General features: G+C 40.5%; 15 protein-coding genes. 9 read left to right on the forward strand and 6 right to left on the reverse strand.

The window, feature by feature from the left end; genetic code table 11:
• Positions 1–84: 84 nt before the first annotated feature.
• Together CWC29_RS11315 and CWC29_RS11320 are read right to left on the reverse strand one after the other, a co-directional pair.
• Positions 85–459: a rhodanese-like domain-containing protein gene (locus CWC29_RS11315; protein ID WP_138521158.1), complete on the reverse strand. Its 375-nt coding sequence runs from the start codon at positions 457–459 to the stop codon at positions 85–87.
• Positions 456–944, reverse strand: coding sequence for a hypothetical protein (locus tag CWC29_RS11320; RefSeq protein WP_138521156.1), 489 nt, complete (start codon positions 942–944; stop codon positions 456–458). Before CWC29_RS11320 ends, CWC29_RS11315 begins: the two co-directional genes overlap by 4 nt.
• A gap of 113 nt (positions 945–1,057) precedes the next feature.
• Between CWC29_RS11320 and CWC29_RS11325 the strand changes: the two genes are divergently transcribed.
• On the forward strand, positions 1,058–1,576 hold the full coding sequence (locus CWC29_RS11325) for a hypothetical protein (RefSeq protein WP_138521154.1): 519 nt from the start codon (positions 1,058–1,060) through the stop codon (positions 1,574–1,576).
• 462 nt (positions 1,577–2,038) lie between these two features.
• Positions 2,039–3,667 carry a methyl-accepting chemotaxis protein gene (locus tag CWC29_RS11330; protein ID WP_128726954.1) on the forward strand — a complete coding sequence of 543 codons (1,629 nt, stop codon included), beginning with the start codon at positions 2,039–2,041 and terminating at the stop codon, positions 3,665–3,667.
• 188 nt (positions 3,668–3,855) lie between these two features.
• Here CWC29_RS11330 and CWC29_RS11335 read toward each other — a convergent pair whose 3' ends face one another.
• The 4 genes from CWC29_RS11335 to CWC29_RS23735 form a co-directional block, all read right to left on the reverse strand.
• Positions 3,856–4,116, reverse strand: coding sequence for a hypothetical protein (locus CWC29_RS11335; RefSeq protein ID WP_138521152.1), 261 nt, complete (start codon positions 4,114–4,116; stop codon positions 3,856–3,858).
• Positions 4,117–4,391: 275 nt separating this feature from the next.
• A complete protein-coding gene (locus CWC29_RS23725) occupies positions 4,392–4,820 on the reverse strand; it encodes a TolB-like translocation protein (RefSeq protein ID WP_235956564.1) in 429 nt (142 codons plus the stop codon).
• Positions 4,821–4,826: 6 nt separating this feature from the next.
• Positions 4,827–5,024, reverse strand: coding sequence for a hypothetical protein (locus CWC29_RS23730; RefSeq protein WP_235956565.1), 198 nt, complete (start codon positions 5,022–5,024; stop codon positions 4,827–4,829).
• Between the two features lie 74 nt (positions 5,025–5,098).
• Positions 5,099–5,263 (reverse strand): hypothetical protein, encoded by a 165-nt coding sequence (locus tag CWC29_RS23735; protein WP_235956566.1) that lies wholly within the window; start codon positions 5,261–5,263, stop codon positions 5,099–5,101.
• A gap of 351 nt (positions 5,264–5,614) precedes the next feature.
• On the opposite strand from CWC29_RS23735, the gene CWC29_RS11345 reads away from it, so the two are divergent.
• Genes CWC29_RS11345 through CWC29_RS11375 form a run of 7 tightly spaced genes read left to right on the forward strand, consistent with a single transcriptional unit; the run spans position 5,615 to position 12,555 of the window.
• A complete protein-coding gene (locus tag CWC29_RS11345; RefSeq protein WP_138521150.1) occupies positions 5,615–7,027 on the forward strand; it encodes an AMP-binding protein in 1,413 nt (470 codons plus the stop codon).
• A complete protein-coding gene (locus CWC29_RS11350; RefSeq protein ID WP_138521148.1) occupies positions 7,012–8,097 on the forward strand; it encodes a LuxE/PaaK family acyltransferase in 1,086 nt (361 codons plus the stop codon). Before CWC29_RS11345 ends, CWC29_RS11350 begins: the two co-directional genes overlap by 16 nt.
• A complete protein-coding gene (locus tag CWC29_RS11355; RefSeq protein WP_138521146.1) occupies positions 8,078–9,292 on the forward strand; it encodes an acyl-CoA reductase in 1,215 nt (404 codons plus the stop codon). Before CWC29_RS11350 ends, CWC29_RS11355 begins: the two co-directional genes overlap by 20 nt.
• Before the next feature lie 26 nt (positions 9,293–9,318).
• On the forward strand, positions 9,319–9,792 hold the full coding sequence (gene fabZ / locus CWC29_RS11360; protein ID WP_039496798.1) for a 3-hydroxyacyl-ACP dehydratase FabZ: 474 nt from the start codon (positions 9,319–9,321) through the stop codon (positions 9,790–9,792).
• On the forward strand, positions 9,789–11,393 hold the full coding sequence (locus CWC29_RS11365) for a GMC family oxidoreductase (RefSeq protein WP_128726959.1): 1,605 nt from the start codon (positions 9,789–9,791) through the stop codon (positions 11,391–11,393). Before fabZ ends, CWC29_RS11365 begins: the two co-directional genes overlap by 4 nt.
• Positions 11,393–11,812 (forward strand): hypothetical protein, encoded by a 420-nt coding sequence (locus tag CWC29_RS11370; protein WP_128726960.1) that lies wholly within the window; start codon positions 11,393–11,395, stop codon positions 11,810–11,812. The genes CWC29_RS11365 and CWC29_RS11370 overlap by 1 nt, the downstream gene beginning before the upstream one ends.
• Complete coding sequence (locus CWC29_RS11375) at positions 11,809–12,555, forward strand: SDR family NAD(P)-dependent oxidoreductase (protein WP_138521144.1); 747 nt, start codon at positions 11,809–11,811, stop codon at positions 12,553–12,555. The genes CWC29_RS11370 and CWC29_RS11375 overlap by 4 nt, the downstream gene beginning before the upstream one ends.
• Positions 12,556–12,558: the final 3 nt, after the last annotated feature.

Here is a 12,558-nt window from a genome sequence, read left to right on the forward strand (position 1 = left end):
GGCAGCGACCAACCTCTGTTAAACTTTACCGCCTCCCTTTTGTTTTTTACTCTCTGCTATTGACTCAAAAAAGTAGGGAATCCCCTACTTTTTCACCACAGGTAGAGACTCTGCCAACCACTTATTCATATCACCTTCTAGGTGTTTTAAGGTGTAGCCTTTTGGCGCTAGTGCCTCAATAAAGATGCCAGCCCTACTTCCAGATCGGCAATACACAACGAGTGGTGTATTTGTCAGTTTAGCTAGCTCTTCCTGATGTGTCTCAATCTCATTAAAAGGAATGTTTATTGCCCCTTTGATATGTCCTGCGGCAAATTCTTCAGGGCTTCGTACGTCCACTATGGTGTAAGCGTCTGCAGACATTTGGTTTATCATCAGCGCTTGCTGTGTGATCGTTTCCGATTGTGCATAGCAAACACTGCTAACAAACCACATAAAGCCAATAATCAATTTACTCATTTTTTAGTCTCCTTTTTGTATAATCCATCAAATACCATTTGCCACTTGTCGGTGCCTTGCTTACTCTGCCAAACCTGACGTACGGTACCATCTGGATTCGCAGTCCATGTTATCTTATCCGTCACCTTAATACCTGCTGCATTTATTCTATCCCCTTGTAATACCATTTTCCCTTCATGAAACTCACCATCTAACTGTAACAATAACCCACTATTATCCACCCAAGTTTGATGCCAACGATGAGTGGATACATCATAAATATTTATACTCTCACCACGATACCCAAGCTCTGTGGTATAATTCTCTTTAATGACACAACCATCGTACTCTCGGGTAATGCGATTACGTCCAGACTCAATGCCTCCTACGCTCGTTACCGACCAATCTCCAAGCCAAAAGTCAAACTGCCTAAATCCTTGATCTTCACATTTAGCTAAGCTACTGCAGCTAAAAAACAAAATACTACTAACCAGCCATATCTTCATTTCACTAACTCCTTATACCTGACTTTGTTAGCTTAGCGGGGATTAACCAAACAGCTAAAGAAATCGGGAAATACTCCGATACAGTTAGCAATAGAGATAACAAGGATAACGTTATGGAAATTCAAATGAAGCCACATCACTTTGCCGGCGCACAAGACGCAAGTAGAGAAACACCTACTTCCACGAGTAATTCCACAGAAGAAACGGAAGAAAAACCTACAAATGAAGCCATATTGACGGAGTTTATGGACAAAAAGGCAAAGAAATACAAAGACAACAACCCAAATTTTAAGCAACAATATGAAGCGCTAGAAGAGTCAGAAGCCCTATTAAAGGATCAGGTAGAGCATTTACAGCAGCTTATTTCCGAATTGATGAAAGCGCCTTTACAACGAACAATGAAAATATCCGATGAGAGTAATATCGACACTCCTTCACAGCACGACGCCACGCTCAGATACGAGCATACCGGTGCCAAACAATATCGCGACAAAGAGACTGAAAAACAAATCGAGGTCTTAACCCGTCAACTTGATGAGCTAAAAGCACAATATGCAGATGTAAAACAACAGATGATCCAGATGGTTCGAGACGAAATGACCAGACAGCGCGATAAAAGATACGAAACCTAATATCAGTTGTTCATCACTTTTAACTTTTGTTCATTTAAGTATGGCTGTAGTCGCGGCAGGCAGTTTTTTACTGAATCGCTTCCCCTGCGTGGTTACTATACCAATTTTCACAATTAAAATTGCCGCTGAATTTTTATTCACAAAAATTCAGCCACCATTTTATCCACTAAAAATAAGTTATATAAAAATCATACGGTTAAGAAAAGCAATACAAGCGTCCATGTGTATTATGCGCGAACTTAAGTACGTTTTAATAAAATAAAACCATTAAAAAAGAATAAAAAACCACGTTGATTTTTTACTCAAAAACACAAAAAGCTAAAACACAAAACTTGGTCAACAAATAATACAAAATGAAAACATTGGCAAAAAATATTTAATTATAAAAACCACTGACTTTTCAAATACAATACCGCTTCTTTAAATAGCAACCATCATCCACGGATTCATTGAGCTCCAATAATGCAGTTAAAAAAACTATCTATCTCTAACCAAATAACGTTAAGTTTCACCTTACTTTTTGTCATTTTCATTGGTGTTGGCCTGATGAGCTACCAAGGAATGAAAGAAGTAAACGCCAACCTGAACGACATAGTCAGAACCAGCATTCCATCAATGGAAACCATCAAAGACATTAAAATTGACTTAGCAACGATACGAAAAGATGAGTTTAGTACTGCGCTAAACCCTGAAGATCCAGAGGTGCATAACTGGCTCACTATTTTAAGAGATTTGAAAAAATCACTCAATGATAAGGTAGCATTTTATCAATCATTACCTGTCAGCAAAGAAGAAAAAGCTTTGTTCGGTGCCTTCATTACCGCTTGGCAGCGATACGCCAATGCCACGTATAGTTATGAGAGCCTCATTCTAAGTGGTAATGCCAAAGAAGCAAATCGAATTATTTTGGATAGTTACCCACTGTTTGCCAACGCCATGTCTGAGCTTAGCGAATTGGAAGCTTTGAATGATAGTAGTGTTGAAAAGTCCGAGCGCTCGGCTATATCGGCAGTTAATAGTACCCTATTCACCTTGGCGATTTCCGGAATACTCGTTGCAGTGACCATAGTAGTTATCTGTATGCTGCTGAGTAAAACGATTAAAACACCGCTTGCTTTATCCGTGGATCTTGCAAGTAAAATAGCCCGTGGTGAACTAAATCACGCGATTACTGTTGAAGATACAGGTAAAAACGAGCTCGGTTTATTGACCCAATCTTTGGAAAAAATGCGTTCACAGTTACACGCTTTGATCACCATAATCAATGATTCAGCCATCCAATTAACCGCTGCGGTGGAAGAAGTGAATGCTATTTCTTACCAAAATGCACAAGGTATGAATGTACAACAGAATGAATTGCAATCCGTCGCATCCGCGATGACACAGATGCAAGCGGCAATTAGCGAAGTCGCTAAAAGTACAGAAATGGGCGCTGAATCAGCAAATCAGGCGAGCGAAAAAGCCAGAGAAGGCAGCGATGCACTTAAATCAAATATCAATCATATTTCAGAAGTTGCACAAACGGTGACATCTGCAGGCGAGCTTGCCAATAATCTCGAGAAAAACTCACACAACATTAATGTGGTTGTTGACGTGATCAGAGAAATCGCGGAGCAAACAAATCTATTGGCATTAAATGCCGCCATTGAAGCCGCTCGTGCAGGCGCCCAGGGACGTGGTTTTGCCGTTGTTGCGGATGAAGTTCGCTCACTGGCCCAACGCACTCAAGATTCAACCACACAAATTGTTGAAATCGTCAACGACCTACAAACCAAGTCGAAGGAAACCGGTGTGGCAACCAAGAGCTGTGAACAAGGTATTGCACTTTGTGTTGAGCAATCAGAAGTCGCTGGTAATATGATACATCAAATTGAATCTCAGATTGATAGCATCGCAGCAATGAGTACGCAGATCGCGTCAGCTTGTCATCAACAATCAGTTGTTTCTGAGGAGCTGAATAAAAATATCGAGACTATCAATTACTCGGCCGTTGAAATGACCGAAGGCGCTAACCAAACCGCAACGGCGTGTAACGAAATGAGTAAACTTGCCCACGACTTAAAGTCACAAGTCGACAAATTTACGCTTTAGTAACTGGGCAAATTTTTGCTATTTTAGTGGCTCTAAATGAGAGACCTTTAACACAGTTAGCATCAAATTTGCTCTTTCAGATTGAGTCAGTATTAAGACAAATTGGTATCACAGAAATGTGTAAAACCAGAGCTTGAACACAAGCTCTGGTTAATGGAAATTAGCCTCACACAATTTAGTGCTGAATGCTAGTTTCCTGCCTGTAGGCTTTGATGATTAGTTTGACATTCAAGGTCGTCTTTTAACAGAAGTACTACTAAATACAGCACTCCTAAGGGTAGTGCAAATGTCAACATTACTCCGATAAACGCAGCAAGTTTAGGTTGCTGTGTTTTGCGCTTGCCCAAAAAGTACGACAGCGCGCCCATAACCACAAACGGTACGAGCAGCAGAAAAAGCACACTCAAATCCCACACAAAATAACCAGCTAAAGTATTAGATTCATCCATATTAATTTCCTTATTTTTACAATCGCGATCAAATTATACACAGCTAACTCTAATTTGCATCTGTAAATTGATTTGCGTTATCGGGTTTCTACCGATTTCCTTTACGTTTCAGGTCCCGTTCCCCCTTTGCTCACTTAGTTTTTTGTAGATAAAGTTCAAGACTACATACTTCAAACGTTATTTGAGCATTTGTAGCATGTGTTAGCCTCCGTTTCACTACACTTAAAGAGTAAAGCGCACACCAAAGTAGTCACTGTGCGCTGCATACCAATCCGCTAATTGGCAGGTTTTAGCGTTTCGATTACCTGAGCATCAACCCAAAAAATATCAGCATTTCTTGGAGGTGTTGTACGATTAAAGAACAGATATTTGCCATCGGGCGTTACGCTCGCTGACGCCTCCCGCGCACTCGTGGTTACTTTGTCTCCCAAATTAATCGCTTCGCCCCAACTACCGTCTTTCAAACGAAAACTGATATAAAGATCTGAGTTGCCAAACCCTGAATCTCGAACCCCGTCCCATATAATGTAAGAATCATCGGGCGCGATAAATGGATGCGCATTATATAAGTCAGTGTTAATTTCAGGACCTAATTTAACCGGTCTTTGGCGTTGACCGTTTTTCACCTCAGAGATCCTAATAACATCGCCGCTTTTATTATCGTCAAACACATACGTACCACTCGAAGATGCACTTAACCGCATGATCCCCTAGCTTTCTTTATCAAACATAGGGCCTAGACTTTTGGCTTCAGACCAGCTCCCCTCTCGACGCGTCATAACATATTTACTCATATGCATGGTCACGCCATCTGGTGCTAATAATGGCCTGCCAACTCTTGGACCAACAACCGTATCATGCCACTGTTCTCCTCGCAGCTCGTACACAATTAAACTCCAACGGTTCACGTTCAGATCCTTTCGCGTAAAGTAAAAGTTTTCATATCGGGAGAGAAAAACGCATTGTGATCTCTGTGCTCTGTTTACACCGTGCCAAGCGCAAATACTTGAGGTGTGTCCCCAAGAGGTGTTTGACCAAGATAAGGACCTATTAAAGATACTTCTGCGTCTTGAGCGAGGCTCTTGCTGACCATTACTAAAGTTACGAATAGTATCAACCATTCAGACGTCAATAATTTGTTATCCATTTTTAGCTCCCTATTACTAACTAAACTTTTGAAATCAATTACAAAGGGTGCTCAAGCTAGCAGTTAGTGAGAGTGATGCCATGAAATTTGGATGAATTTTCGCTGATTTTAACGTTATACTTTTCTATCTTCTTCTTATAAGTTAATGTTTTTGTTTGTTTAAGCTAACATTACGGGTGTTATAGGCGCTATTCATGGAGTTCATATCAGTTTTAAACGTACCGCTATATTTTATTTATATGTTCACGTTGAGCATGTGATACTCATCTGATATCGGCGCGATTTTTGCAGTATTTTTATTGTAGAATAAACGTAATGCCATTAGCAGTTTTAACGTCAAAAGTTTAGCCCATGACCAAGATTCAAAGTGTAATCAACAAACAGTATCCAGAACACATTGCCGTGATCACTGAAAACGGCGAATCCTATACTTATCGAGCGCTGCTTGATGATGTTGCAAATGCAGCAAAACCCTTACAGCAAAAGGCTTTACTTTTTATCATCGGAAATAATGATTACCCTTGCCTTGTTCATTACCTCGCAGCAATAGAGGCAGAAGTCGTAGTACTGTTTTTAAGTGCAAATATGGCAGTAGAGCAGCTTGAAACGCTAGTGTGCACATACCAACCTAACTATGTTTTAACCAAAACAGAGAAAGCAGGTATTTTCTCTAAGTACACAGTTTTAAGCTCACAGGGTCAATATCAACTACTATGTAGCCCGTTAAATAAACCTCACACTTTACATCCCCAATTGGCATTTTTGGCTTCAACCTCAGGATCGACCGGCTCACCAAAACTCGTTAGATTTTCTAGACAAAACCTATTGAGTAACGCGCAAGCTATCAAAGAATATTTATCTATCACCCCATTAGAGCGCGCTATTGTACATTTGCCTATTAGCTATTCTTATGGATTATCTATTGTAAACAGCCATTTACTTGCAGGTGCCTCAATTTATCTTACAAATGAAACGATAATGGACAAGTCATTTTGGGAAAATATGACGACTCACGAAATTACCAGTTTCTCAGGAGTACCATTTCATTATGAATCACTACTGAGAATGAAGCTTGATACCATGAAATTGCCCCATCTTAAAACGATGACACAAGCAGGTGGTAAATTGGCAGAGCGATATTTGTCAAAGATACAAGCATTGACGAACACAATGGGTATTAATTTTTGGGTGATGTACGGTCAAACAGAGGCTTCACCTAGGATATCTTATATGCAGCCTAGTGATTTGAATACGCACCTTGGCAGTATCGGTAAAGCAATTCCGAGAGGAAAACTATGGCTCCAGGATGAGAACGGTAACGATATCACAGAGTCAGGCGACATAGGCGAGCTCGTCTATGAGGGAGATAATGTATGCTTAGGTTACGCTGAAACTATTTTCGACTTATCTAAAGGTGATGAAAACCAAGGCATTTTGAAAACAGGCGATTTAGCAAGCTGCAAACAGGGCTATTTCTATATAGAGGGCCGTTTAAAGCGCTTTATCAAAGTGTTTGGAAATCGTATATCTCTGAGTCATGTTGAAGCAACGTTGCAAGAATTAGGGTATGAAAGTGTCGCCTTTGGCACTGATGATAAGCTAAATATTGCCATTGTAGATGGCGAAGAAATTGATCTACGAACACTTAAAAAAACGTTCGCTGAACTATTTTCCATTAATTATACGGCCATCAAAATTCAAACTGTTTCACACATTCCTAGATTAGAAAGTGGCAAGGTAGATTATCAATGTCTTATGAAGTAGATGAAGTAATATTATCTGATTGGCCACCATACGCATGGCCTAAGCAGCAAAAGCAATCTGTATTAATATCAAAGTTGGCTGAACTAGATCAAATTCATTTGTCTCAATGTCCGCCATTTGCAAAGCTTAAGCAGTCGATGCCTAATATTGACTTAAATGGCCACCCATTTAGTCCGTTTTTTCCTCTGCCAGTCAGACTATTTAAATCTCAAGAATTAAAAAGTGTACCACAAGAAAGTATTATTAAGACGATGATGTCTTCGGGAACCTCTGGACAATCCGTTTCCAAAATCTATCTCGATAAAAGAACATCAGCGCTGCAAGTAAAAATACTCTCTAAACTAGTTACTCACTTAATTGGTAAACAGCGCCTTCCAATGCTAGTTATCGACTGTCCGTCTACCGTCAAAAATAGAACAAAGTTTTCGGCTCGTACTGCGGGTATCTTAGGGTTTTCAATGTATGGGCGAGACATCACTTACGCATTGAATGATGATATGACAATAAACTTTGATGCTCTCAACGCATTCATAGACAAATATCAAGGACAGAAAAAGTTTATCTTTGGCTTTACTTATATAGTTTGGCTTCATTTTGTTGAAGCCTTAGAGCAATTGAGCAAAAAAATTGATTTATCCGAAAGCATTTTGCTTCATGGTGGTGGCTGGAAGAAAATAGAAGCAAATAAGGTAACCAAGTCACATTTTAAGTCTAGATTAGCTAACGTTACTGCAATCCAGAGTGTACACAATTACTACGGTATGATTGAGCAAACAGGGTCTATCTTTATGGAGTGTAAACAGGGTCACTTCCACTGCTCATCATGGTCTGAAGTAATAATTAGAGATTTTAAAACATTACAACCAGTTAAAGATGGTAATTTGGGGCTTATTCAATTAATTTCTGCACTCCCTCATAGCTACCCTGGACACAGTATCTTAAGTGAAGATATCGGTGTAAAGCTTGGAGAAGATGACTGCCAGTGCGGCTGGAAAGGTACCTATTTTGATGTGCTGGGTAGAGTAAAACAAGCGGAAGTGAGAGGGTGCAGTGATACTTATTCCAAATAACATTCAAGCTCACTTTACAACCTTAGTTGGCTCATCATCTGATTTTCATATTCAGCCAACAAGGGCTTGGGAAGAGCAGACCATATCGTTTTTAAATACACTTTCAGCAAGGCTACGACGACATCCAGAGGCAAATACGCTGCCAGATCTAATGGCGCTCGCGTTTTGGCTAAGAAAGGCCAACCTTTTATCAATGAAAACAAGCTCCTACTCAAACAGGCTATCTATAGGGCTAGGCTTAACCTTTCATATCTGCCCAGCAAACGTACCGATAAACTTTGCCTATTCACTCGCATTTGCGCTACTTGCAGGTAATAGCTGTGTTTTGCGCTTGTCATCTAAATCAAACCACAGCACAGATATTGCTTTACAAACTCTCTCGCAATTATTATTAGAGTCTGAGTACCAACCAATCGCACAACGAGTTTTTCTTATTCGCTATGAGCATAATGATGATGTCACTGCATTTTGGCTCAGCCAAGCAGCAGGAAGAGTGATTTGGGGCGGTGATCATACCATTAATAAAATGCGCCAATTTGCCACGCCTCCTCGCTCTAGAGAAATAGCTTTTGCAGATCGCTACTCTCTATGTTTGCTTGATGCTACCTATATTAGCTGTTGTTCTGACGAGCTTATCAATACCCACTGCCACCATTTTTATAATGATATATATCAGTTAGATCAGGCGGGTTGCTCATCACCTCAACTGTGTGTCTGGCTTGGTGATGACTCTTCGGTTATAGAAGCAAAAAGTCGACTTTGGCAATGCTTAGCTGACATTGCGGCAGATAAATACGCGATTGAAGACATTCAGGTACTAAATAAATTTGTGGATACTTGTAATGCAGCTATTGACCATGAAAATATCGCCAATATTGAAATTGCTTCACCTGAACTTACTCGGATTGAGGTAAAATCCATCAATATATCTCAACAAAGCTTCCGTGGTACGAGTGGATTAATCTACGAAACCAGAATTAAATCGATAGCGCAGCTTGCCCCGCTAATCAACGAGAAAGTGCAAACTTTAAGCTATTTAGGCGTTGAGAAAAGTACTATTGCTGAGTTTATCTATAGCAATGGCTGTAGCGGAATTGATCGTATAGTCCCCATAGGTAACGCACTGAATATGCACAATTTATGGGATGGATACGATATAATAACGACATTATCCCGAATCGTAACTATCGACTAAGATATTTAAACAAGGCTCTGTAAAAAATGGAAAAATTCAGTTTAAACTGTGTTGAACTACAAGAGTATCAACCTAACCGCTACCCTTTTCTCATGATTGACCATGTTGAGGAAGTTATTCCCGGGAAATATGCCAAAGGCTATAAAAATCTAACCATGAATGAGTGGTACTTCCCTGTACACTTTCCTGATGGTCCAAATATGCCTGGCGCCTTGCAACTCGAAGCGTTAGCGCAAATGCTAACGGTCGCGATTACTACTCTTCCCGGCTTAAAGGGTAAAGTGACACATGCCTTGCAACACACCGTGCGCTATAAAAGAGAAGTAAAACCAGGTGAAAAGTTTGAAATTGAAACTGAAGTACTGTCTTGGAAAAGAGGTATTTGTAAAGGCAGGGGTGTGGCAAAGGTTAATGGCGAAATAGCCTGTGAGGCCGATATGATGATTACTATTCCGGAAATCCTCGAGCAATATCTGCCAAAAAAGAAAACTGAGTTATGACCGCTAAAGTAGATATTATTATTGTTGGATCTGGTGCAAGTGGAGCAGCCGCTGCTTGGCGTCTCAGCCAGGATAGCAACCTATCTATAGTTTGTATTGAACAAGGTCGCGAATCTAACCCAGCTCAATACCCTACGACCAAAGCGGATTGGGAGCGAGATAAGCAACGATCGGCGAGTTTTGACCCAAATGTTAGAGCTAACAAGGCTGATTACCCAATTGATAACAGTAATTCAGCTATATCTCTTGCCAATTTTAATGGCTTTGGTGGTAGTACCATCTTATATTCAGGGCACTTTCCGCGCTTTCACCCTTCTGACTTTGCCACATATAGGCTTGATAAGGTTGCAGAGGATTGGCCATTTGACTACCAGACGCTCACTCCTTACTTTAATCAAAATGAAGAGATGATGGGCGTTGCAGGGTTAGTTGGAGATACTGCATACCCTGAATATGAAAACTTATTGCCGCCGATCGCGATGGGGCCAGGTGCGAAAAAATTGGCTCAAGCTTTTAATCGGCTTGGCTGGCATTGGTGGCCATCATACAGTGCTATCAATACTAAAAATCACCAAAATCGACCTCCTTGCATAAATTTGGGCCCGTGTAATACCGGGTGTAGCCAAGGTGCCAAAGGCAGCGTTGATATTACTTACTGGCCGCAAGCAAAGTTACAAGGCGTTCAAGTAATGACTGAATGCCGTGTTTTTGATATTCCAGTTGATAAAGAACAAAAAGCGACAGGAGTAAAATATTATGACAAACATGGAAATGAGCAATTTTTAGCCGCCGCCCTTGTCATTCTCGCTTGTAGCGGGATAGGTACACCTAGATTACTACTAAATAGTAAATCCGAACTTTTCCCTAATGGGCTATTAAACAACTATGACCTTGTTGGTCGCAATTTGATGTTACATCCACTCGCATATGTCGAAGGTGTATTTGATGAACCTCTAGATACAAGCATCGGTCCACAGGGCTGTAGTATTTATTCTCAACAATTTTATGAAACGCAAGAAGATAGAGGCTTTAAACGCGGCTACACATTGCACGTATTAAGGGGCTCTTCAGCAGTAGATAGCGCGTGCTCCGGATACATAACGAGAAGAATACCTCTTGGAAAAAACCATCATCAGGCTTTTTCGCAATATTTTAACCATAATATGGGCATTGCCGTCATTTCTGAGGATTTACCAGATCCCGAAAACCGTATAGAGCTTGATTATTCGAAAACGGATAGTTTTGGTATGCCCGGTATCAAAGTGCACTATTCTCTACATGAAAATACAAAAAAAATGCTCGAGCATGGTATCGAACAAACTAAAAAGTTATTCGCCGAAGCCGGAGCGAAAATTTCAGCAGCTCATTATCCTGTGAAACATGCGGGTTGGCACCTAATGGGAACAACCAAAATGGGAGCAGATAAAACAAATTCAGTGGTCAATGAGCATGGGCAAGCACATGAGGTAAGCAACCTTTTCATCGTCGACAGCAGCGTTTTTATCACTTCAGGAGCTGTCAACCCAGTCGCTACCGCCCAAGCTTTAACTCTAAAGTTTTGTGACCACATCAGTAAAAATATAAAGAGTTGGGTAGTATAATGAGTTTATCGCAATTTCTAGATGTTATTTTACCCTCAGATACAAGCCTTAATATGCCCTCTGCGACGGATCTGCATATAGATAAGGCTGTAGCAAACCTTTTAGAACCACAGCAAATTGAAGAGTTTTTATTCATTTTGAATAATGTTGCGCAAGAAAAGTTTTCGAACTCATTGTCCTGCCTTGATGAAAAAAGCTACTTACTTTGCATTGAAAAAGCTAAGCGAGTGGATGTTTATTTAGTCAATTATATCGTCCAACAATGTCTTACTGCCTACTACACTCACCCTAGCGTGTTAACCAAAATTGGTTCAGGCGCGGTGCCTCCTTTTCCTGACGGGAACTCTTTGGAATGTGATGACTGGCTGCTGCTTGAGGATGTGTACGAACGTGGGCCTATTTACAGGAAAGTCATATGATACCTTACATTGCAGGGCAACTTGCTAGAAATAAAGTTGCCGTTGTAACTGGCGCAAACAGGGGGATCGGCAAAGCGATTAGCGAGACCTTGTTGGCACATGGTTGCACGGTAATCGCTGCTGTCAGAGACATTGAAGCCGCAAAGGCAAGTTTGACACATCAAGATAATCTGCACTTTGTGAAATTAGATCTAAACCATGAAGATAGTGTCAAATCCTCGATAAAAGATATTAGAGCAATTTCTAAAACGGTCGATATATTGATAAATAATGCAGGAATTGCAATGGGTGGATTGTTTCAAATGACTTCAATGCATGATGTTAAACAGCTATTTGAAGTGAATTTGTTCAATCAGTTATTGCTAACTCAGCAGATTTCAAGACTAATGCAGCGACAAAAACAAGGGTGTGTAATCAATATTCTTTCAAGTGCAACGCATCAAATTGATCGCGGTACACTAGCGTACGGTAGTGTCAAATCTGCATTTGAGCGTGCAAGTCTAAGTATGGCAGTAGAACTTGCAGATAGCGGTATTAGGGTGAATGCTATTGCGCCAGGTGTCACTAGCACCGATATGGCTGAAGAGATGGATGAACAAGCAAAAATAGACTTAGTCGCTAAAAGTTTACTGAAAAAGGCTGCGATACCTCAAGATATTGCAAATACAGCTTTGTTCTTATGTAGTGATTTAGCGACGCACATCACAGGCCAAGTGCTCAACGTTGATGGCGGTTTAATTTAAAGA

This window comes from Pseudoalteromonas galatheae, from assembly GCF_005886105.2.
Lineage (GTDB): Bacteria > Pseudomonadota > Gammaproteobacteria > Enterobacterales > Alteromonadaceae > Pseudoalteromonas > Pseudoalteromonas galatheae.

Bases quoted from the DNA above. Each gene is read 5' to 3' on its own strand.
- CWC29_RS11350 (WP_138521148.1), top strand. From the start codon at position 7,012: ATGTCTTATGAAGTAGATGAAGTAATATTATCTGATTGGCCACCATAC.
- CWC29_RS23725 (WP_235956564.1), bottom strand. From the start codon at position 4,820: ATGCGGTTAAGTGCATCTTCGAGTGGTACGTATGTGTTTGACGATAAT.
- CWC29_RS11345 (WP_138521150.1), top strand. From the start codon at position 5,615: ATGACCAAGATTCAAAGTGTAATCAACAAACAGTATCCAGAACACATT.
- CWC29_RS23735 (WP_235956566.1), bottom strand. From the start codon at position 5,263: ATGGATAACAAATTATTGACGTCTGAATGGTTGATACTATTCGTAACT.
- fabZ (WP_039496798.1), top strand. From the start codon at position 9,319: ATGGAAAAATTCAGTTTAAACTGTGTTGAACTACAAGAGTATCAACCT.
- CWC29_RS11365 (WP_128726959.1), top strand. From the start codon at position 9,789: ATGACCGCTAAAGTAGATATTATTATTGTTGGATCTGGTGCAAGTGGA.
- CWC29_RS11335 (WP_138521152.1), bottom strand. From the start codon at position 4,116: ATGGATGAATCTAATACTTTAGCTGGTTATTTTGTGTGGGATTTGAGT.
- CWC29_RS11325 (WP_138521154.1), top strand. From the start codon at position 1,058: ATGGAAATTCAAATGAAGCCACATCACTTTGCCGGCGCACAAGACGCA.
- CWC29_RS11315 (WP_138521158.1), bottom strand. From the start codon at position 459: ATGAGTAAATTGATTATTGGCTTTATGTGGTTTGTTAGCAGTGTTTGC.
- CWC29_RS11375 (WP_138521144.1), top strand. From the start codon at position 11,809: ATGATACCTTACATTGCAGGGCAACTTGCTAGAAATAAAGTTGCCGTT.
- CWC29_RS11370 (WP_128726960.1), top strand. From the start codon at position 11,393: ATGAGTTTATCGCAATTTCTAGATGTTATTTTACCCTCAGATACAAGC.
- CWC29_RS11330 (WP_128726954.1), top strand. From the start codon at position 2,039: ATGCAGTTAAAAAAACTATCTATCTCTAACCAAATAACGTTAAGTTTC.
- CWC29_RS11320 (WP_138521156.1), bottom strand. From the start codon at position 944: ATGAAGATATGGCTGGTTAGTAGTATTTTGTTTTTTAGCTGCAGTAGC.